Genomic DNA, 21038 nt, shown 5'->3' with positions numbered 1-21038 from the left:
GTTCCTCTCAGGATGGATTGGCGGCAGCGTTGCGCCGGCCATAGACGAGCAACAGGAAGATGAACCAGGCCGGCATCGCACAGAGCGCCATGCGTGTATCGGGTTCGAGGGCCAGCAGGACCAGCACGAAAGCCAGGAAGGTAAGCGTGACGAGCGCCATGGGCACGCCGCCAGGCGACTTGAAGGTCGAGGTCGAGTGGGCCGCTGGGTTGCGTTTACGGTACGCAATGTATGCCGCGAGAATCATTGACCAGGTGAAGATCACCAGGATCGCCGACACGGTGGAGATCAGCGTGAACACCGTCATCACCTCAGGAATGATGAACAGCAGTGTCAGCCCCGTCAGCATGCACGCCGCCGAAAACAGCAGGCTGTGGACGGGCACGCTCAACACTGAAAGCCTTGCCAGAATTGCTGGAGCGTGACGCCGTTCAGCCAGGCCGAACAGCATCCGGCAACCTGAATAGACGCCACTGTTGGCCGAAGAGGCGGCAGACGTTAGCACCACGAAGTTGATCATCCCAGCCGCGGCGGGAAAGCCCGCCAGCAGGAACAGTTCGACGAAGGGGCTTCGGTCGGCAGGGACCTGGCTCCAGGACACCACGCTGATGATGCACACCAAGGCGAGGATGTAGAACAGCAGAATCCTCAAGGGGATCGTGTTGATCGCCTTGGGCAAAGTGCGTTGCGGATTTTTTGCCTCAGCAGCTGTGGTACCGATCAACTCGGTACCGGCGAAGGAAAACACGGCGATCTGAAAACCGGCGAAGAAGCCGCTGATACCGTGGGGGAAAATCACCCCGGGCGCCACCACATTGGACAGCGACGCCACCACGCCATTGGGCGAGGTGTAGGACGTCGCGATCATCACGGTGGCAGTCAGAATCAACAGGACAATGGCGACGATCTTGATGATGCCGAACCAGAACTCGACTTCGCCGAAGATCCGCACCGCCAGCATGTTCAACCCCAGCAGGACGAAGAGGGTGAGAAAAGCAGGCATCCAGGCGGGCACATCAGGAAACCAGTACTGGAAGAACCCTGCTACCACCACGACATCCCCTACTACCGCAACGCTCCAGCTCAGCCAGTAGGACCAGCTCAGGACGAAACCCGCACGCGGGCCCAGGTAATGAGCAACGATATCCGCGAAGGATTTGAAACGCAGGTCGCAGAGCAGCAACTCACCCATGGCCCGCATCACGAAAAACAGGAAAAACCCGAGAATGGCGTAGACCAGCAAGATGGAGGTGCCCGACAGCGCAATGACTTTGCCGGACCCCATGAACAGACCCGTACCGATCGCGCCACCGATAGAGATCAATTGGATGTGGCGGTTTTCCAGCGTGCGTTTGAGATGGCCATCACTGGGCGGTGCTCCAGTGCAACGCTCATCGAGGCTTGCGGATAAAGGTTTCATGGGCGACCTCTTGTTATTGTCTGAGTGTCAACGCCCGTGGCCGGCCCGGTGTCGTCCACAAGGCCGAGCGTGCGGGGGGCAGGTCATGGCGCTCAGCGCCCGCCTTCGAACCCTTGCAGGGTATTCACGGCGTTGATGCCGATCTCATCGACCATGTAGCCGCCTTCCATCACGAACAGCGTCGCGATGCCAGCGCCGGCGATGTCCGCGCCCAGGCGCAGGAAGTCGTCGCTGGTCAGTTTGAAATGGCTGATGGGGTCGCCCTCGAAGGTGTCGACGCCCAGCGAGACCACCAGGAAGTCGGGCTTGTAGGCGACGATTCGGCCCAGGGCGTCACTCAGCGCCTGCCGATAGCCGGTCCAGACGGTGCCCCTGGCCAGGGGGTAGTTCAGGGTGAAGCCCTCCCCGGCTCCCGCCCCCCGCTCGTGTTCGAAACCCGAGAAGTACGGGTAGGACACATGGGGGTCGCCGTGGATCGAGGCGAAGAACACGTCCGGGCGGTCGTAGAAAATGTTCTGCGTGCCATTGCCGTGGTGGAAATCCACATCTAGCACGGCCACTCGTTCAGCTCCCTGGCTCAGGCAGCGTTCTGCGGCGATGGCCGCATTGTTCAGGTAGCAGTAACCACCCATGTATTCTCGTGCCGCGTGGTGGCCCGGCGGACGGCAAAGGGCGAACGCACTGGGCGCACCGTCGATCACCCTCTGCATTGCGGTCAAGGCCACGTCGGCACTGCTGCGCACGGCCTGCCAGGTGCCCGCGGTAATCGGCGCACCGGCGTCCATGGCGTAGAAGCCGAGTTTGCCGTCGATGAAGCCTGGCTCGCGGTCGATGGCCAGGTCACGGACCGGCCATACCAGGGGCAAGGCATCATGGGTCTTGCCGGTTGCCGTCCACTCGGCCCACGCGTTCTCCAGAAAGGCCACGTAGCGCTCACTGTGTGCGGCGACATAGCAGGCACGATCGAACGCCTGCGCACCGATCACATCACCCAGGCCGGCGCTCCTGACGCGTGCCAATACGGTATCGGCGCGCTGCGGATTCTCGAACGATGGCGTTACGGCGCCGTCCTTGAGCTCGCATCCATGGTGCAATCGATGGTTGTCACTGAAGACTGTCAGCACGCGACTATCCTTTTGCTCAGGCCATTATTGGATGAGCAATCTTCGCGCGATGTCGCCGAAAATGTTTTGCTATATGCTCAGGCAATCCCGCTCCTTGAGCAAGGTATTCACAGGAATGCTGACACATGGGCAAAGACTTTGCTTTGGATCAACTTGACGCCGTCGACCTCGACCTGCTGCGCCTCTTGCAAGACGACGGCACGCTCTCCAGCGCTGCACTGGGCGAACGGCTGTCGATGACCGTCACCCCCTGCTGGCGCCGGCGAAAACGCATGGAAGAACTGGGCGTCATCAAGGACTATCAGGCCAACCTGGATCGACGAAAGCTGGGCTATGACGTGATGGCATTCGCTCAGGTACGCTTCGGAAATCACTCGGCGAACGCGCCGGATGACTTCGAGCAGGTCATCATGAAGTTGCCCCAGGTACTGTCGTGCCACAAGGTCACGGGTGAGGCCGATTATGTATTGACCGTGTTGGCCAGCGACCTGGAAAGCTATGGGCGATTCGTCGAAGAGGTACTTCGCCGCCAGCCGGGTATCGCCTCGATTCAGTCCAGCCTGGCATTGCGCGAAGTGAAAGCGGTCACGCGGATCCCGGTGGACCAGCCTGACCGGTCGTGATCCATATCAGCACTGCGCAGGCAGGTGCGCTGCGGCAAGGTGTTCTCACTGGAATGGGTGAAGGTTGGTCGTTGCCCTTCTTCGAGTCGCTGGCAGGGGGATCATTCTCGCCTTGAATGGCCTCCAGGATCAGGTGTACAGGTTACAAAAAAACGACAGAAGGCATTCTGAAAACCCTCAAGTCGAGGAGCGCAGCGCAGATAACCCTTCTATCGTTAATGCCGAAACATCTTCCAAGGACGGAATCATGACCCAGCGTCAATCCCCCCTCCTCCCTGCCCCCACCCCGCCGCGCTTGCTCTGGTTCGCCTTGATCCCCGTGCTGCCTGCGGTGGTGTGGATACTCACTCGATCGACCGCTACAACCAACCTGCTGGCCTGCGTGATCATCGTGCTCGCGGGCCTGGGCGCCGGCGTCTTGAGCGCCAGATCGCAGGCGGCGGCGGTGCGGCGGGCACAGGCGCTCGCGCTGGATCACGTCGCGGCCGATGCAACCCAGGTCGACAAGGCCTCGCGCGCGCAGCTCGACGAAGTGCTGCTCGGCGCGATGCCGATCTGGGCCAAGCAGGTGGAAAGCTCGCGGCAGCAGACCGAAGAGGCGATCGTCACCCTGGCCAACCGCTTCACCGGCATCGCCCAGCGCCTGCAGGACACCGTGCAGGCCTCCCAGCACGCTGCCGGCGAGCTGGATGGACAGAGCGCCGAGGGGGCGCTCAAGGTGCTGGCGCGCAGCGACAGCGAGCTGAGCCAGGTCATCGACTCGCTCAAGGCTACCCAGACCAGCCGCGATCAGACTCTGGCGCAGGTGCGCAGCCTCACGGCCTACACCGGTGAACTGCGGACCATGGCCGCGGACGTGGCTGCCATCGCTGCGCAGACCAACCTGCTGGCGCTCAATGCGGCCATCGAAGCGGCGCGGGCCGGCGAGGCCGGGCGCGGTTTCGCCGTGGTGGCCGATGCCGTGCGCAGCCTGTCGAGCAAATCCAGCGAGACCGGCCAGCAGATGTCGGCCAAGGTCGACATCATCAACAACGCCATCACCCAACTGGTGCAGGCCGCCTCCAGCAGCGCCGAGCAGGACGGCCTCTCGGTGAGCGAATCCGAGCAGAGCATCCAGCAGGTGCTCGAACGCTTCCAGAGCATCACCGGACGCCTGGCCGATTCGGCCGACCTGCTCAAGCAGGAAAGCTACGGGATTCGCGACGAGATGACCGAGGTGCTGGTCAACCTGCAGTTCCAGGACCGTGTCAGCCAGATCCTCAGCCATGTGCGCGACAACATGCAGGCCCTGCACGAGCACCTGCAACAGGCCAGCCAGGCGCCGGATCAGGCCGTGGCGGTCGATGCCCGCCAGTGGCTGGCGCGCATGGAGGCGACCTACGCCACCGACGAACAACGCCGCAACCACCACGGAAAAGCGGCCGAGCAGCAGCATTCCCAAGACATCACCTTCTTTTAGGACGCACACCATGGCGAAGAACGTATTAGTGGTCGACGACTCCAGCAGCGTACGGCAGGTGGTCGGCATTGCCCTGAAAAGCGCCGGCTACGAGGTGATCGAGGCCCGTGATGGCCAGGATGCCTTGAGCAAGCTCACCGGGCAGAAAGTCCACTTGATCATCAGCGACGTGAACATGCCGAACATGGACGGCATCACCTTCGTCAAGGAGGTGAAGAAGCTGGCCAGCTACAAGTTCACGCCCATCATCATGCTCACTACCGAGTCCCAGGAATCGAAAAAGGCCGAGGGCCAGGCCGCTGGGGCCAAGGCCTGGGTGGTCAAGCCGTTCCAGCCGGCGCAGATGCTGGCAGCGGTCTCCAAACTGATCTTGCCCTGAGGTTCGTGGACCAGGAGTTCTCCATGCCGATCACCCGCGAAGTGCTGGACGGCACCACCCATGTCGCCATCGACGGTGAACTGACGATCTACACCGTGGCCGATCTGGCCGCCGCGCTGCTGCCAGAGATGGTCGCGTCACCGCGTGTGCAGCTGAATCTGTCCCAGGTCACGGAAATGGACGGCGCCGGTGTGCAACTGCTGGCGGTCGTTCACCGTGAGGCCAGCGCGGGCGGCACGGCCTTGACCCTCAGCGAACAGAGCCAGGCGGTCAGACAGGCGTTGCAACTATGTCGTTGCCTCGTCTAGCCCCCGAAACACGACGTTCAACAATCGACAAGGACCGTTCAGGTGAGCATCAATCTCGACCAGGCACTGCAAACCTTCATCGTCGAGGCGCGTGAGCTGTTGCAGGCCATGGAGCAATCACTGCTGCAACTGGAAAGCGAGCCTGGCGACGAGGATGCCATCGGCGCGGTGTTTCGTGCCGCTCACACCATCAAGGGCTCTGCCGGGCTGTTCGGGCTGACGCCGATCGTCGGTTTCACCCATGTCGTGGAAGATGTGCTCGACCGCTTGCGCGACGGGCACATCGCGGTCGATGCCGCGTTGATCGCCGTGCTGCTCAAGTCCGGTGACCACATGCTGGAGCTGATCGAGGTCGTCGCCAGCCGCGGTGAAGCGCTCTCCTGCGCCGCGCTCGAGCACGAGGACGTATTGCGCCAGGCGCTCAATGGCTATAGGCAAATGGACACCCCGGTCGCCGGCATCGACACCGTCTCCCCCGCTGACGAGGCAGAAGGTGAGGTGCTGTGGCACATCTCGCTGCGCTTCGGCGTGGACGTGTTTCGCAATGGCATGGACCCGCTGTCCTTCCTGCGCTATCTCGAAACCCTGGGGCAGATCGTGGAGTTGCGCACGCTCACCGAGCAGGTTCCGGACCTGAACAGTTGGGACCCTGAAAGCTGCTACCTGGGCTTCGAGCTGGATCTGAGTTCCAGCGCCGGCTACGCCAGCATCGATGAAGTCTTCGATTTCGTGCGTGAAGACTGCGACGTGCGCATCAGCCGCGTCGAGCAGACGTGCGAAAGCACCCCGGCCACCAGCACCGAGCTGGTCGCCCAGCGCGAAGCCGCGCCGCTGGCGGGCACGCCCCAGCGCGTGGCGGCGCCCGCCGAAGCCAGGCCCCGCGACGGCAATTATGTGCGGGTCAACGCCGACAAACTCGATGAGCTGATCAACCTGGTGGGCGAGCTGGTCATCGCCAGTGCCGGGGCGAGCCTGCTGGCCCGCGCGTGCGCTGACGACCCGTTGCAGGAGGCCACCTCCAGCGTGTCGGGTCTGGTCGAGGAGATTCTCGACAGCGCCCTGCACCTGCGCATGATCCCCATCGGCGACACCTTCAATCGCTTTCGCCGGGTGGTGCGCGATGTCAGTCAGGAACTGGGCAAGGATATCGAGTTGATCATCAGCGGCGCGGAAACCGAGCTGGACAAGACGGTGGTCGAGAAGATCGGCGATCCGTTGATGCATCTGCTGCGCAACGCCATGGATCACGGCATCGAGAATGCCCAGGCGCGGCAGGCGGCCGGCAAGCCCAGCAAAGGCCATCTGCGGCTCAATGCCTATCACGACTCCGGCAGCATCGTCATCGAAATCGCCGACGACGGTGCCGGTCTCGACCGTGAGCGCATCCTGCACAAGGCGCAGGAGCGCGGCCTGGTCGCCAGCGGCGCGACACTGAGCGACCAGGAGATCTACAACCTGATCTTCGAACCGGGATTTTCCACCGCCGAAGCGGTGACCGACCTGTCCGGGCGCGGCGTGGGCATGGACGTGGTCAAGCGCAACATCACCCTGCTGCGCGGCACCGTCGATCTGGATAGCCGGCAAGGCCAGGGCACGCTGGTGCGCATTCGCCTGCCGCTGACCTTGGCCATCATCAATGGCTTCCTGGTCGGCATCGATAAGTCCACCTATGTGATCCCGCTGGACATGGTCCAGGAGTGCATCGAGCTGGACGAACACCAGCCAGTCTCGACGCGCGACCAGGGCTATCTGGATTTGCGCGGCGAGGTACTGCCGCTGGTGGACCTGCGCGAGCATTTCAACCACGAAGGTGCGCCTGCGCGGCGCCAGAACGTCGTGGTGGTGCGTTACGCCGAGCACAAGGCCGGACTGGTGGTGGACGAACTGCTCGGCGAGTTCCAGACCGTGATCAAGCCCCTGGGCAAGTTGTTCGGCGCGCTGCGCGGCATCAGTGGCTCGACCATCCTGGGCAGCGGTGCGGTGGCACTGATCCTGGACGTGCCTGCCCTGCTCAATCAAATCGTACAACGGGAAGCTCGCCCGGTTCCGGCGACCCAGGCCCTGTCAGGCGCCACGCGTTGACGTTCTAGCACTTCCATGGAGGTTTCCCCGATGCAATGGTTCTATGACCTGAAAATATCCATCAAGCTGATCAGCTCGTTCCTGCTGGTCCTGGCGCTCACCGCGGTGATGGGCGTGTTCGCCATCGTCCAGCTGGGCGGCGTCAACCAGGCGGCGCAGGACATCAAGAGCAACTGGATGCCGTCGATGCGCGCGGCGGCAGGCATGCGCTTTTTCGCCGCCAACTACCGTCTGAAGGAAAACCGCAGCATCGGCACCGACATCGCCGAGCAAAAAGCCCAGGCCGAACTCGAAGCGGCCGATGCGCGCAAGGAATTCGAGACTCGGCTGGAAACCTATGAAGGCCTGATCGTCAGCGACGAGGACCGGCAACTGCTGGCCAACGTGAAGAGCGCCTGGGCCGAGTACCTGAAGGCCAGCGCTCGACTGTTCGAGCTGTCCCGCCAGAATCAGGAGGCCGAGGCCCGCAGCCTGATCAGGGGCGAGTCCAAGACCCACTTCGACGAGGTCACCGGCCACCTGCAGAAGATGGTCGAGCTCAACGACGCGGGTGCCACCGCAGCCGGTGAAAAGGGCAGCGCGCTGTATGAAAGCTCGCGCTGGTCGATCATCGCCGTGCTTGGCGCGGCACTGCTCATTGGCTTGGGCCTGGCCTTGTTCATCGCCCGCAGCATCGCCCGCCCGTTGCGCCAGGCCGCGCTGGCCGCCGAGCAACTGGCCGAGGGCAACCTCAGTACCCGGATCGAACCGGGCGCGAAGGACGAAACCGGCATGGTGCTCAACGCCATGCGCAACATGGTCGGCAAGCTGGCGCATATCATCGGCGAGGTACGCAATGCCGCCGACAACCTGGCCAGCGCCTCGGAGCAGGTCAGCGCCACCGCGCAGTCGATGAGCCAGGCCACCAGCGAACAGGCGGCCAGCGTCGAGCAGACCAGTGCGTCGGTGGAGCAGATGAGCGCCAGCATCAACCAGAACACCGAAAACGCCAAGGTCACCGATGGCATGGCCAGCAAGGCGGCCAGGGAAGCCACCGACGGCGGCGACTCGGTGCAGCAGACCGTGGTGGCGATGAAGAAGATCGCCCAGCGCATCAGCATCATCGATGACATCGCCTACCAGACCAATCTGCTTGCCCTGAACGCCGCGATCGAGGCCGCGCGTGCCGGCGAGCACGGCAAGGGGTTCGCCGTGGTGGCCGCCGAAGTGCGCAAGCTCGCCGAGCGCAGCCAGGTGGCCGCCCAGGAAATCGGCGAGCTGTCTTCGAGCAGCGTCGACATGGCCGAGAAGGCCGGCAAGTTGCTCGACGAGATGGTGCCGTCGATCAACAAGACCTCCGACCTGGTGCAGGAAATCAGCGCCGCGTCCGAGGAACAGGCCGCAGGCGTCGCGCAGATCAACACCGCCATGACCCAGCTCAACCAGGTCACCCAGCAGAACGCCTCGAGCAGCGAGGAACTGGCGGCCACCGCCGAGGAGATGAGCAGCCAGGCCGAGCAGTTGCAACAGGCCATGAGCTTCTTCGTGCTGGACTCGACCACCAAGGCCGTGGCCCATGGCAACAGCGCCGATACCAGCAGCGGCACGCTCGCCCGCCCCTCGCCACGACCGGTCCAGCAGGCGCCACGCAAGGCCTTCGCCTACAGCATGGCCGGTGCGCCGGACGAGTCGGAGTTCACCCGTTTCTGACCAGGGCATTGGCAAGGACCAACCAGGAGAATCACATGGGCGCAGTCATCGCCACCCGTCAGACCACCGTTGCAGCGGACGAGGACGGGCAGTACCTGACTTTCATGCTCGGTGGCGAGATGTTCGCCCTCGGCATTCTGGGCATCAAGGAAATCATCGAGTACGGCAGCCTGACCGTGGTGCCGATGATGCCCGCCTTCGTGCGCGGCGTGATCAACCTGCGCGGCGCGGTGGTGCCGGTGGTGGACCTGTCGGCGCGCTTCGGCCGGGCCAGTTCCACCATCACACGGCGCTCTTGCGTGATCATCCTCGAGGCCACTAGCCAGGAAGGACAGACCCAGGACCTTGGGCTGCTGGTCGATACCGTGTCTGCCGTGCAGGAAGTGCCGGCCGCGCAGATCGAGCCGCCGCCCAGCTTCGGCGCACGGATTCGCGCCGACTTCATCAGCGGCATGGCCAAGATCGATGGCAAGTTCGTCATCGTCCTGGCGGTGGACCACGTACTGTCCCTCGATGAGATGTCGAGCCTGGCCGAGGCTGGCCAGTTGTCGGCGCTTGAAACCGACGGGCGATGAGGTGCGATCATGACCGACACTTCAGCGTTGAACGACCGGGAATTCGGTCAGTTCCAGGCCTGGCTGCACCGCGCGGCCGGCATCAACCTGTCGCCGGCCAAGAAAGCGCTGGTGGCCGGGCGTCTGTTCAAGCGCCTCAAGCACTACGAGCTGGACAGTTACGGGGACTACTTCCAGCTGATCATGGGCGGTCAGCGCCAGGGCGAGTTGCAGGTGGCGCTGGATTTGCTGACCACCAACGAGACCTATTTCTTCCGCGAACCCAAGCACTTCGATTTCCTGCGCCAGCAGGTGCTGCCCAAGGCGCCGCCGGGCAAGCTGTTTCGTGTATGGAGCGCGGCCAGCTCCTCGGGGGAAGAGCCTTACAGCCTTGCGATGACCCTGGCCGAAGGGTTGAGCACCACGCCCTGGGAGGTGATTGGCTCGGACATCAGTACCCAGGTGCTGGCCAAGGCCCGCAGCGGGCACTACGCCATGGAACGCGCCAGCACCCTGCCCCAACCGCTGCTGAGCAAGTACTGCCTGAAGGGCATCGGCCGCCAGGAAGGTACATTCCTGATCGACAAATCGCTGCGCAACCGGGTCAATTTCATCCAGGTCAATCTCAACGAACCGCTGCCTGGCCTGGGTGAGTTCGACGTGATCCTGCTGCGCAACGTCATGATCTACTTCGATCAACCGACCAAGCGCCAGGTGGTCGCGCGCCTGCTGCCTCAGCTCAAACCCGGTGGCTACTTCATGATCAGCCACTCGGAAAGCCTGCACGGCGTCAATGACACGTTGAAGCTGGTGGCGCCCTCGATCTATCGCAAGCCATGAAAAAGTCCCTGATTGCACCCGAGCTGGTGCTGGCGCCCGGCCAGGTCAGCTTTGCCACACGCCCTCTCCGGCTGCGCACGCTGCTCGGCTCCTGCGTGGCGCTCACCTTGTGGCACCCGCAACGCCTGATCGGCGGCATGTGCCATTTCATGCTGCCGGCCCGCACCCGTCGCGACCAGTCGCTGGATGGCAAGTACGCCGACGAGGCCCTCGAATTGCTGCTACGCCACGCCAGGGCCCATGGCACGCGTGCGCGTGACTATCAGGTGAAAGCGTTCGGCGGCGGCGAGATGTTTCCAGAGCAGCACCGCCACCTGCCCGATCAGAACGTGGCCAGCCTGAACATTCGCGCAGCACTGGCCCTGGCCGAACGTCATCACCTGCACCTGGCCGCCCAGGACATGGGCAGCACCGGCTACCGCACCATCCTGTTCGACCTGTGGACTGGAAATGTCTGGGTCCGGCACCAACCAATGGGAACCCTCCGTAAAGATGCCTACCAAAAAAATCAACGTACTGCTGGTCGATGACTCGGCCGTGGTGCGCCAGGTGCTGTTGGCGATACTCAACGAAACGCCGGACATTCGCGTGATGGGCGCCGCTTCCGATCCGATCTTCGCCATGGACAAGCTGGCGCGCGAGTGGCCGGACGTGATCGTGCTGGATGTGGAAATGCCGCGCATGGACGGCATCACGTTTCTCAGAAAAATCATGAGCGAGCGCCCCACACCGGTGGTGATCTGCTCGTCGCTGACGCAAAAAGGCGCGGAAACCTCGTTGCAGGCCCTCTCGGCCGGCGCTGTCGAGATCATCACCAAACCCACCACCGGGCTGAAGAGCTTCCTGATGGAGTCTGCCGCCGAGCTGGTCGGGGCGATCCGTGCAGCGGCCAATTCCAACGTGAAGAACCTCAGCAAGCGTGGGGCGCGCCCCGCGCCCATGGCTGCGCCCGCCAGCAAGCTCAGTGCGGACGCCATCCTGCCCGCCGGTAGCGGCCAGGCCATGGCCCAGACCACCGAGCGCATCGTTGCCATCGGCACCTCGACCGGCGGTACCCAGGCATTGGAAACGGTGCTTACCGCGCTGCCCAGAGTGTGCCCTGGCCTGGTGATCGTGCAGCACATGCCCGAGAAATTCACGGCCTCCTTCGCCGAGCGCCTGAACAGCATCTGCCAGATCGAAGTGCGCGAGGCGCGTAACAATGACCGGGTTCTGCCCGGTCTGGCATTGATCGCGCCTGGGGGCAAGCACCTGATGGTGACGCGCAGCGGCGCCTACTATCACGCCCAGGTGGTCGAAGGCCCGCTGGTCAATCGGCATCGTCCGTCGGTCGACGTGCTGTTTCGCTCAGTGGCCCGGTTCGCCGGCAGAAACGCGACCGGCATCATCATGACCGGCATGGGCGACGACGGGGCGCGCGGCCTGAAGGAGATGCTCGATGCCGGCGCCGCCACCGTCGCCCAGGACGAAGCCAGTTGCGTGGTGTTCGGCATGCCCAAGGAAGCCATCAAGCTCAACGCCGCCCAACGCATCATGGCGCTCGGCGACATTCATCAGGCGATCGTGCACAAGCCGGGCACATCAGGCTGACACACCCGCGCGTGCCGATGACCAGCGGTGGCTAAGTGCCCACCAGGCTGCGCCGGATCCAGCTGTACAGGTTCAGCCCTTCCCGGGACAGCTCGCTGTCCGCGCGCCGGCACAGATAGTAGCCACGGCCGTCGTCGACCGTCGTGTCGAACAACCGCACCAGCTCGCCGTTTTGCAGATAAGGCGCCACCAGGGGCTCGCGCAGCAGTGCACAGCCTAGCCCGGTCAGGGCCGCGGTCAGCGCCAGTTGACCATCCTCGAACAGCAAGCCATTGAGTGCCGTGGGATGGCGCACACCGCTCTGCTGGAACCACTGCGCCCAGGTGCCGCGCTCTTCGTCGTGCAACAGCGGCAGGCCGATCAATGCCTCAGGCGTGTCGATCGGGCCGTGGCGCTGCAGGAACTCGCGGCTGCAACACGCCGCCACCGCCCCCGAGATCAGCGATTCACTGTGATAGCCGGGCCAGTGCCCGGTGCCGAAGCGGATCGAGATGTCTGCCGCATCGCTGGGGTAGCTGCGGTGGTTGGCGTAGGTGACGTTGATGTCCAGGCCGGGATTTTCCTCGAGAAACTCCGCCAGCCGGGGGATGAACAGGTTGATGCCGAACAGCGGGATCAGGCTGATCGTCACCTGGCGCAGCGCAGACTTTTCCCGGACATGGTCGGTGGCGCTGCGCAGCACCGCGAAAGCAGAGCGGATGGCCCGGTAATACTCGCGGCCTTCCTCGGTGAGGATCAGGTTGCGCCCCTGACGAATAGTCAGCGATTGCTGGAGAAACTCCTCGAGCAGGCGCAACTGGTGACTGATCGCCGATGCAGAAATGTCCAGCTCACGGGCAGCGGCATTGACCCCGCCGTGGCGGGCGAAAGCTTCGAAGGTGCGTACGGCACGCAGTGGCGGATCGTTATCCAATCGTTCTGTATTTTTCATGTGATGAGCATATTATAAATATAAAGCGCTGAAAATACGAATTTATAGGCTAGTAAGTGGCATTTTTGTTTGGTTATAAGAATAGTGTTTTCTGATATTTGATTAAAACAGAATGTATCTCTACTGTTGCGCCTCTCCCTGCCCCAGCCGCGTGCGCGCGGGCACCCGCTGCAAGAGATTTGTCCCAACGATGGATACCTTGATTCAACAACTGCTCAACGGGCTGATGCTCGGCAGCCTGTATGCCCTGATCGCGCTGGGCTACACCATGGTGTACGGCATTTTGCGCATCATCAACTTCGCCCATGGCGACCTGTTGATGATGGGGGCACTGATCGGGCTGTCGATCATCCGTGTGCTGCAATCACTGTTCCCTGCCCTTCCGGGCTTGCTGGTCCTGGCGCTGGCCACGCTCGGTGCGATGGCGGCCTGCGCCGCGCTGGCCGTGCTGATCGAACGCGTCGCCTACCGCCGCCTGCGCCATGCCCCGCGCCTGGCACCGCTGATCAGCGGGATCGGCGTGTCGCTGTTGCTGCAGACCGTGGCCATGCTGATCTGGTCGCGCAACCCGCAGATGTTCGTGCAGTTGCTGCCGCTCGATCCCATCGAAGTGACCGCAGGCGACGCCAGCCATGCGCCGGCCATCACCAACGTCACGGCCATCGCCACGGTGGGCATCGCACTGGCGGTGATGGCAGGGCTGTTGCTATTGGTCGACCACACCCGCCTGGGGCGCGCCATGCGGGCCGTGGCGGAGAATCCGCAGGTGGCGAGCCTGATGGGCATCAATCCCAACCAGGTGATCGTACTGACCTTCGCCATCGGCGGCGCGCTGGCGGCACTGGCCGGAATCATGATGGCCAGCAACTATGGCAGCGCCCATTTCTACATGGGCTTTCTACCCGGAATCAAGGCCTTCACCGCCGCCGTGCTGGGCGGGATCGGCAATCTCAAGGGCGCCATGCTCGGCGGGATCCTCCTGGGGCTGATCGAGGCCCTTGGCACCGGCTACCTGGGCGAGGCCACAGGTGGCGTGTTCGGCAGCAACTACCAGGATGTGTTCGCCTTCATGGTGCTGATCGCCGTACTGGTGCTGCGTCCTTCCGGCCTTCTGGGCGAACGACTGGCGAGCCGCGCATGACTGCCCTGACGATGCTGCACAATTGCGCGCCACGGGCCAGGATCGGCCTGGTGCTGTTCGCCCTGGCACTGCTGCTTGCGCCCTGGCTGGTGGGCCATGCGGGCGGTAACGCCTGGGTGCGTACCCTGGACTTCGCCCTGCTGTACATCATGCTCGCGCTGGGCTTGAACATCGTGGTCGGCTACGCCGGTCTGCTGGATATGGGCTTCATTGCCTTCTATGCCGTCGGCGCCTATCTGGCCGCCCTGCTTTCATCGCCTCACCTGCTCGATCAGTTTCCGGCGCTGGCCGCCGTGTTGCCGGGCGGCCTGCACACGCCACTCTGGCTGATCCTGCCGCTGGCCGCGTTGCTGGCGGCCGGTCTGGGCATCCTGCTCGGCGCGCCGACCCTGCGTCTGCGCGGCGACTACCTGGCCATCGTCACCCTGGGTTTCGGCGAGATCATTCGGATCTTCATGCGCAACCTCGATCGGCCGATCAACCTCACCAATGGTGCCAAGGGCATCGCCTCGGTGGATCCGGTGCACCTGTTCGGCGTCAACCTGGCCCGCACCCAGGACGTGTTCGGCCTGCGGCTGCCATCGGTGTATCTCTATTACTACCTGTTCGCAGCGGCCATGGTGCTGATCCTGTTCGCCTGCATCCGCCTGCAGCATTCGCGTATCGGCCGAGCCTGGCTGGCCATTCGCGAGGATGAGCAAGCCGCCGCGGCCATGGGCCTGAACACCCGCAACCTCAAGCTGCTGGCCTTCGCCCTCGGCGCAGCGTTCGGCGGCGTTGGCGGCGCGCTGTTCGCATCCTTCCAAGGCTTCGTCTCGCCGGAGTCCTTCAGCCTCAACGAATCCATCGCCGTGCTGGCGATGGTGGTGCTCGGTGGCATGGGCCACATTCCAGGCGTGATCCTGGGATGTGTGCTGCTGGCAGCGCTCCCGGAAATCCTGCGAGCGAGCATGGGCAGCCTGCAGCAGACGCTGTTCGGCCAGGTGCTGGTGGACCCCGAGGTCATCCGCCAGCTCTTCTACGGGCTGGCACTGATTCTCGCCATGCTCTACCGCCCTGCCGGACTCTGGCCGGCCCGTGAAGGAGGTGCACGATGAGCACGCCGTTGTTGCAGCTCGAACAGGTGGGCAAGCGCTTTGGGGGCGTCGCGGCGTTATCCGGGGTGAACCTGAGCATCGCGTCAGGGCATATCCATGGCCTGATCGGACCCAACGGTGCCGGCAAGACCACCCTGTTCAACGTCATGACCGGTCTGTACACGGCCGACTCAGGCCAGTTCATCCTGGACGGCACGCGCTACCGGCCGACGTCGGTGCACAAGGTGGCCCAGGCCGGAATTGCCCGCACGTTCCAGAACATACGCCTTTTCAACGCGATGAGCGCGCTGGAGAACGTCATGGTCGGCCGTCACATTCGCACCCGCAATGGCGTGTGGGCGGCCCTGAGCCGCCATCGACGCGCCCGCGAGGAAGAGCGCCAGAGCCGGGAACGCGCCCGCGAGCTGCTGGAGTACGTGGGCATCGGCGCTTTCACCGACTACCGCGCCGACAGCCTGTCTTACGGGCATCAGCGGCGCCTGGAAATTGCTCGAGCACTGGCCACCGAACCGCGTCTGCTGGCGCTCGACGAGCCGGCCGCCGGCATGAACCTGAGTGAAAAACAGCAGCTGCGCACCCTGCTGGAAAAGATCCGCGACGATGGCCACACCCTGTTGCTGATCGAGCATGACGTCAAGCTGGTGATGGGCATCTGCGATCGCCTGACGGTGCTCGACCACGGCCAAGTGATCGCCGAAGGCCCGCCCGAGCTCGTGCGTCATCAGCCTGCCGTGGTGCAGGCCTACCTGGGAGCTGGCGCCCATGTCTGATGCCCTGTTGCAGATTCGAGGCCTGAGCGTGCACTACGGTGCCATCGCTGCGGTGAAGAGCCTGGATCTGGAGGTGCGCGCAGGCGAGCGCGTGACCCTGATCGGTGCCAATGGTGCCGGCAAGACCTCGACCCTCAAGGCACTGACCGGGCTACTGCCGGCCAGCGCCGGCGCGATTCGTTTCGACGGCAGGCCGATCCATGGCCAGGCGGCGCACGAGCTGCTGCGCCAGGGCATCGCCATGGTGCCGGAAGGCCGCGGCATCTTTGGCCGCATGAGTGTGGTGGAAAACCTGCAGGCCGGCGCTTTCCTGCGCCGGGACCGCGCCCAGGTCGACGACGAAATCGCGCAGTGGCTGGACCTGTTCCCGCACCTGGAACGTCGTGCCCGGCAACCTGCGGGCCTGCTTTCCGGTGGCGAGCAGCAGATGCTGGCGCTGGCCCGCGCACTGATGTCCCGCCCGCGCCTGCTGGTGCTGGACGAGCCGTCGATGGGCCTGGCGCCGATCATGGTGGAGAAGATCTTCGAAGTGATCGATCAGGTCTGCAAGGACGGCATGACCCTGCTGCTGGTCGAGCAGAACGCCCGCCTCGCCCTGCAGGTCTGCCAGCGCGCCTATGTCATGGACAGCGGGCGGATCACCTTGCACGGCGCCGCTGACGACCTGCTGGACGACCCTCACGTGCGCGCCGCCTACCTCGGCGAATGAACCCGAACCGCCACCGGGCCTCCGGAGCCAACATGAACAGCGCCCATCGCGGGCGCGATCTGCCACAGGAAGCACACATGCACATGTCTACCCTCATCAAGCGCGCCGCCCTGATCGGCGTCGCCGTCAGCAGCCTGGCCACCGCCGTGGCCCAGGCCGACCAGACCGTGCTGATCGGCCTGGCCGGCCCACTGACCGGCCCGTCGGCGCGGATCGGCAAGGACCTGGAGAACGGCGCGCAGCTGGCCATCGACGCCGCCAACGCGCGACATCCGACCCTCGATGGCGAGGCGGTGACGTACAAGCTGGTGTCCGAGGACGATCAATCCGACCCGCGCACGGCCGTGACCGTCGCCCAGCGCCTGGTCGATGCCGGGGTGGTCGGCGTGGTCGGCCACTGGAACACCGGCACCAGCATTCCGGCCGCGCGCGTCTATCACGATGCAGGCATCGCCCAGGTGGCGCCCGTCGCGACAGGCCACGCCTACACGCAGCAGGGCTTCGACACCAGTTTCCGCATCATGGGCCACGACGATGACGGCGGCCAGGTGGCCGGCCGCTACGCGCTGGATACCTTGAAGGCCAAACGCATCGCGGTGATCGACGACCGCACCGCCTTCGGCCAGGGCCTGGCCGATCAGTTCGTCAAGTCCATCGAGGCGGGCGGCGGCAATTTGGTTTCCCGGGAGTACGTGGACGACAAGACCGTGGACTTCAGCGCGGTGCTGACCACCGTGCGCAGCAAGAATCCCGACCTGATTTTCTTCGGCGGTGTCGACGCCCAGGCCGCGCCCCTGGCCCGGCGCATCAAGCAGCTGGGGATGAAGGCGACGCTCATGGGCGCAGGCGGCTTCGTCAGCCAGACCTTCCTGGAACTGGCACAGAAGGAAGGCGACGGCGTGATCGCCCTGGAACCTGGCCTGGCCGTGGCCCAGATGCCAGGCGGCAAGGACTTCGAGCAACGCTACCAGCAGCGTTACAAGACGCATATCGAACTGCATGCACCCTTCGCCTATGACGGTGTGGGCGTGCTCATCGCGGCCATCGAAAAGGCCGGCTCCACCGATCCTGCCAAGTACCTGCCCGTGCTCAAGGCCAGCCAGTACCAGGGCGTCACCGGCCTGATCGCCTTCGATGCCGAAGGCAACCTGAAAAACCCCACCTTCACCGTCTACCAGGTGAAGGCCAATGCCTGGCAGCCGGTCAGCGTAGCCGGCGGCAAGCCCTGATTCGACCGGGGTCGGCGGCGCGCGCGCGGCCCACCTCCGGCTGATCCGTGAGAACCGATGGAGGCACCCCACATGAGTCAACATGACGGTGAACTGGGCATCCTGGCCCGGCGGCGCATCGAAGCCGAAATCATCAAACCCATCTACGAGATCCTCGTGCGCGACTACGGCAAGGACAAGGCCGGTGCCGTCATCGGCGAGGCGGTGTCCCAGGCGGCGGTCGATGCCGGCAAGCAGTTCGCCGCCCGAGAACCCAACGGGCCCGACCTGCAGGGCTTCATCGCGCTCCAGGAACTCTGGGAAAAGGACGACGCGCTGAAAGTGGACGTGATCGCCACCGACGCCACCCATTTCGACTACGACGTGCACCGCTGCCGCTACGCCGAGATGTACCACGCCATGGGCCTGGGCGAAATCGGTCACTTGCTGTCGTGCAACCGCGACGAGCTGTTCATCGTCGGTTATGACCCTCGGGTCGAACTCACGCGCACCCAGACCATCATGGGCGGCGCTTCCCATTGCGACTTCCGCTACAAGGTCAAATCGTCGGAGCCTGAAGCATGAGCAAGACACTGCGCATCGACGGCGAGCGCCTGTGGGGCTCGCTGATGGACATGGCGCGCATCGGCGCCACCGAGAACGGCGGAGTGTCACGCCTGGCGTTGACCGAAGAGGATCGCCAGGGGCGCGACCTGTTCGTCGAATGGGCCCGGGAGGCCGGGTGCAGCATCCGGGTGGACGCCATGGGCAACATCTTCGCCCGCCGCGAGGGCCGTGATGCCAGCCTGGCGCCGGTGGTGACCGGCTCTCATGGCGATTCGCAACCGATGGGTGGCAAGTTCGACGGCATCTACGGTGTGCTGGCGGGGCTGGAGGTGATCCGCACCCTCAATGACCTGGGCATCCAGACCGAGCGCTCCCTCGAAGTCATCAACTGGACCAACGAGGAAGGCTCGCGTTTCGCCCCGGCGATGATCGCCTCGGGTGTGTATGCCGGGGTGTTCGATCTGGCGTACGGCCTGTCGCGTACCGATGCCAACGGCGTGACCATCGGCCAGGCGTTGCAGGCCATCGGCTATGACGGTGACGCGCCCATGGGCGGGCGGGATATCCATGCCGCGTTCGAACTGCACATCGAGCAAGGCCCGATTCTCGAAGCGCAGAACCTGACCATCGGCGTGGTCACCGCAGCCCAGGGCCAGCGCTGGTACGAAGTCGAGCTCACCGGCCGCAGCGCCCACGCCGGCACTACGCCGATGAACCACCGTCTCGACGCCCTGCTGGGCATGGCGCGGGTGGCCGAGGCGGTCAATGCGCTTGGCCTGGCACAAGGCGATGAAGGACGCGCCACCATCGGCCTGGTCAACGTGTATCCTAATTCGCGCAACGTGGTACCGGGCCGGGTCTTTTTCAGTGTCGAGTTTCGCCATCCACGGGAAATGGCCCTTGAAGCACTCGACTTCGCGTTTCGCGAGAAGGTGCAGCAGATCGCCGACGGTATTGGCCTGCATGCGAAGGTCGAGCAGATCTTCCAGTACGCGCCGATCGCCTTCGAGCAAAGCTGTATCGAAAGCGTGCGCCGCGCGACCCAGCAGCTGGGTTACAGCCACAGGGACATGGTGTCCGGCGCCGGTCATGACGCCTGCTACCTGAACCGCGTGGCGCCCACATCGATGATCTTCGTGCCCTGCGTCGGAGGCCTCAGCCACAACGAGGCCGAGCACATTCATCCCGAGTGGGCCGAAGCGGGCGCCAACGTGCTGCTGCTGGCGATGCTCGACAAGAGCGCACGTTGAGCACGGGCCATGGGGCCTCGAGCCTCGTGGCGACGCTCACCTTGCAGAACCGCGATTCGGCGACCGGGGGAAATGCCCTTGAACGAACGACGCTGCGCATGGACGTCACCCGTTCTCGAAGGCTTCCCTGTCCCGTCGATACACCAGCGTGTCGCAGATACCGAATTTCTCCGACTGCCGATCACCGACGATGACCTTCACCTGGCGCAAGCCCACCGCCTCGGCCAGTCTCTGGCTGGCCTGGTTCGCCGAAGAGGTGGTCAGGTACAGCGAATGCCCCTTCAGGGCGGCCACCAGCGCGGCCAACGCCTCGCTCATCAGCCCCTTGCCCGCGTGACGCTGGTTGGCCCAGTAGCCGAGTTCGAACGGGTCGGTTTCGTCACAACCCGGGGTGAGCCCGATGCAGCCGACGATATCGGCAGGCTCTCTGCCCGTGATCACGAAATAACGCTTTTCTCCGGCCGAAAGAAAATAATCCCGCGCTGCGCCCTCCAGGCTTTGCTGCGCCTGCTGGCGAGTCCAGTGCGGCTGGCTCCACGGTAAGAAATCCCGGTGCAACTCGAAACTGGCGTTCAGAGCATCGGCCAGCGGCTGCGCCAGTGGCGCCTGGGCGGGTATCAGTGCCACCCGTTCGGTTCTCAGGCTGAACGGCACCCGCAGCGACCTTGGCTGGGCATGGGTCCAGGCTGCAATCGGAACCAGTGCCGGTTGCGCAATGGCTTCGCGCTTCTCCAGCAGGTGCACCTTTGGATCATCTTCACGCGGGCCCAGGTCCTGCCAGCCCTGCTTGCGATAGAAATGCCACGCAGGTGTATTGGTCGGGCTCGCGGACAGCCGAATCGACTGGCAACCCAGGCCGCTCAGGTAGGTCCATGCATAGGCCTCCAGCAAGCGTCCCAACCCCCGCCCCCGAGCGTGGGCACGCAAGTAGAACAGATTGACGTAGCCGATGGCAGGATCGCTCGGCGTGCGGCCCATTTCGATCTGCCCGATGATCGTGTCGCCCTGCCACAGATGCACCAGGCAACCCGGCATGCGCTCGGCGCGGGTGCGCAGCCAGTCTGCATAACGCTCGGCGCCCAGGCCGTCGCGCTCGTGAAAACGCTCGGCGGAGCCGAATCCGCACACGCAGGTGTCGATTCGAAAGTCCACACAGGTTTGCAGGTGCGCGTCCAGATCGACGGGTCTGAACACCAGGGGCGGGCCTGCCTCGGCGCGGACGGCCGATGGTGAAATCCTATTCACAGTGACTCCTTGTTTATAGCGATCGGCAAGGGCCGATGTTGCATTCTGTCTC

Annotated in this window: 21 protein-coding genes; 17 read left to right on the top strand and 4 right to left on the bottom strand. The window is 64.1% G+C overall.

Features of this window, described 5'->3' with window-relative positions:
• Positions 1–7: 7 nt before the first annotated feature.
• The gene (locus IAE34_RS06970; RefSeq protein ID WP_200138133.1) at positions 8–1420 is read right to left on the bottom strand and encodes an amino acid permease; all 1413 of its coding nucleotides are present in this window, start codon (positions 1418–1420) and stop codon (positions 8–10) included.
• Positions 1421–1512: 92 nt separating this feature from the next.
• Positions 1513–2544: a histone deacetylase family protein gene (locus IAE34_RS06965; RefSeq protein ID WP_200138132.1), complete on the bottom strand. Its 1032-nt coding sequence runs from the start codon at positions 2542–2544 to the stop codon at positions 1513–1515.
• A 125-nt stretch (positions 2545–2669) separates the two neighbouring features.
• Between IAE34_RS06965 and IAE34_RS06960 the strand changes: the two genes are divergently transcribed.
• The 10 genes from IAE34_RS06960 (at position 2670) to IAE34_RS06915 (ending at position 12068) form a co-directional block, all read left to right on the top strand.
• Positions 2670–3167, top strand: coding sequence for an Lrp/AsnC family transcriptional regulator (locus IAE34_RS06960; protein WP_200138131.1), 498 nt, complete (start codon positions 2670–2672; stop codon positions 3165–3167).
• A 247-nt stretch (positions 3168–3414) separates the two neighbouring features.
• Positions 3415–4626 carry a methyl-accepting chemotaxis protein gene (locus tag IAE34_RS06955; RefSeq protein WP_200138130.1) on the top strand — a complete coding sequence of 404 codons (1212 nt, stop codon included), beginning with the start codon at positions 3415–3417 and terminating at the stop codon, positions 4624–4626.
• 10 nt (positions 4627–4636) lie between these two features.
• Positions 4637–5005 (top strand): response regulator, encoded by a 369-nt coding sequence (locus IAE34_RS06950; RefSeq protein ID WP_029612024.1) that lies wholly within the window; start codon positions 4637–4639, stop codon positions 5003–5005.
• A 23-nt stretch (positions 5006–5028) separates the two neighbouring features.
• Positions 5029–5313, top strand: a complete 285-nt coding sequence (locus IAE34_RS06945) for an STAS domain-containing protein (RefSeq protein ID WP_200138129.1) — start codon at positions 5029–5031, stop codon at positions 5311–5313.
• A gap of 42 nt (positions 5314–5355) precedes the next feature.
• Positions 5356–7395, top strand: a complete 2040-nt coding sequence (locus tag IAE34_RS06940) for a chemotaxis protein CheA (protein ID WP_200138128.1) — start codon at positions 5356–5358, stop codon at positions 7393–7395.
• A gap of 30 nt (positions 7396–7425) precedes the next feature.
• Positions 7426–9084 carry a methyl-accepting chemotaxis protein gene (locus IAE34_RS06935; protein ID WP_200138127.1) on the top strand — a complete coding sequence of 553 codons (1659 nt, stop codon included), beginning with the start codon at positions 7426–7428 and terminating at the stop codon, positions 9082–9084.
• A 35-nt stretch (positions 9085–9119) separates the two neighbouring features.
• The gene (locus tag IAE34_RS06930) at positions 9120–9659 is read left to right on the top strand and encodes a chemotaxis protein CheW (RefSeq protein WP_200138126.1); all 540 of its coding nucleotides are present in this window, start codon (positions 9120–9122) and stop codon (positions 9657–9659) included.
• Between the two features lie 9 nt (positions 9660–9668).
• Positions 9669–10478, top strand: a complete 810-nt coding sequence (locus IAE34_RS06925) for a CheR family methyltransferase (protein WP_200138125.1) — start codon at positions 9669–9671, stop codon at positions 10476–10478.
• Entirely contained in the window at positions 10475–11008 is a 534-nt protein-coding gene (gene cheD, locus IAE34_RS06920; RefSeq protein ID WP_200138124.1) for a chemoreceptor glutamine deamidase CheD, read from the top strand. The genes IAE34_RS06925 and cheD overlap by 4 nt, the downstream gene beginning before the upstream one ends.
• Positions 10971–12068, top strand: a complete 1098-nt coding sequence (locus tag IAE34_RS06915; RefSeq protein WP_200138123.1) for a protein-glutamate methylesterase/protein-glutamine glutaminase — start codon at positions 10971–10973, stop codon at positions 12066–12068. The genes cheD and IAE34_RS06915 overlap by 38 nt, the downstream gene beginning before the upstream one ends.
• A gap of 31 nt (positions 12069–12099) precedes the next feature.
• Here the strand turns inward: IAE34_RS06915 and IAE34_RS06910 are convergent, their stop codons facing one another.
• Positions 12100–12999 (bottom strand): LysR substrate-binding domain-containing protein, encoded by a 900-nt coding sequence (locus IAE34_RS06910; protein ID WP_200138122.1) that lies wholly within the window; start codon positions 12997–12999, stop codon positions 12100–12102.
• 190 nt (positions 13000–13189) lie between these two features.
• Here IAE34_RS06910 and IAE34_RS06905 point away from each other — a divergent pair, with 190 nt between their 5' ends.
• From IAE34_RS06905 to IAE34_RS06875, 7 genes are all read left to right on the top strand, one after another.
• Positions 13190–14140: a branched-chain amino acid ABC transporter permease gene (locus IAE34_RS06905; protein ID WP_200138121.1), complete on the top strand. Its 951-nt coding sequence runs from the start codon at positions 13190–13192 to the stop codon at positions 14138–14140.
• The gene (locus tag IAE34_RS06900) at positions 14137–15237 is read left to right on the top strand and encodes a branched-chain amino acid ABC transporter permease (protein WP_233630987.1); all 1101 of its coding nucleotides are present in this window, start codon (positions 14137–14139) and stop codon (positions 15235–15237) included. The genes IAE34_RS06905 and IAE34_RS06900 overlap by 4 nt, the downstream gene beginning before the upstream one ends.
• Entirely contained in the window at positions 15234–16007 is a 774-nt protein-coding gene (locus tag IAE34_RS06895; protein ID WP_200138120.1) for an ABC transporter ATP-binding protein, read from the top strand. Before IAE34_RS06900 ends, IAE34_RS06895 begins: the two co-directional genes overlap by 4 nt.
• Positions 16008–16011: 4 nt before the next feature.
• On the top strand, positions 16012–16716 hold the full coding sequence (locus IAE34_RS06890) for an ABC transporter ATP-binding protein (protein WP_233631002.1): 705 nt from the start codon (positions 16012–16014) through the stop codon (positions 16714–16716).
• 83 nt (positions 16717–16799) lie between these two features.
• Positions 16800–17945, top strand: coding sequence for a branched-chain amino acid ABC transporter substrate-binding protein (locus IAE34_RS06885; protein ID WP_200138178.1), 1146 nt, complete (start codon positions 16800–16802; stop codon positions 17943–17945).
• A 72-nt stretch (positions 17946–18017) separates the two neighbouring features.
• Positions 18018–18509, top strand: coding sequence for an L-2-amino-thiazoline-4-carboxylic acid hydrolase (locus IAE34_RS06880; protein WP_200138118.1), 492 nt, complete (start codon positions 18018–18020; stop codon positions 18507–18509).
• Entirely contained in the window at positions 18506–19741 is a 1236-nt protein-coding gene (locus IAE34_RS06875; RefSeq protein WP_200138117.1) for a Zn-dependent hydrolase, read from the top strand. The genes IAE34_RS06880 and IAE34_RS06875 overlap by 4 nt, the downstream gene beginning before the upstream one ends.
• Positions 19742–19846: 105 nt before the next feature.
• On the opposite strand, the gene IAE34_RS06870 is transcribed toward IAE34_RS06875, so the two are convergent.
• The gene (locus IAE34_RS06870; RefSeq protein ID WP_200604676.1) at positions 19847–20986 is read right to left on the bottom strand and encodes a GNAT family N-acetyltransferase; all 1140 of its coding nucleotides are present in this window, start codon (positions 20984–20986) and stop codon (positions 19847–19849) included.
• Between the last annotated feature and the right edge of the window lie 52 nt (positions 20987–21038).

The sequence above is a fragment of the Pseudomonas sp. S30 genome, from assembly GCF_016518545.1.
Taxonomy (GTDB): domain Bacteria; phylum Pseudomonadota; class Gammaproteobacteria; order Pseudomonadales; family Pseudomonadaceae; genus Aquipseudomonas.
This window is presented reverse-complemented; position numbering and strand designations above follow the sequence as displayed.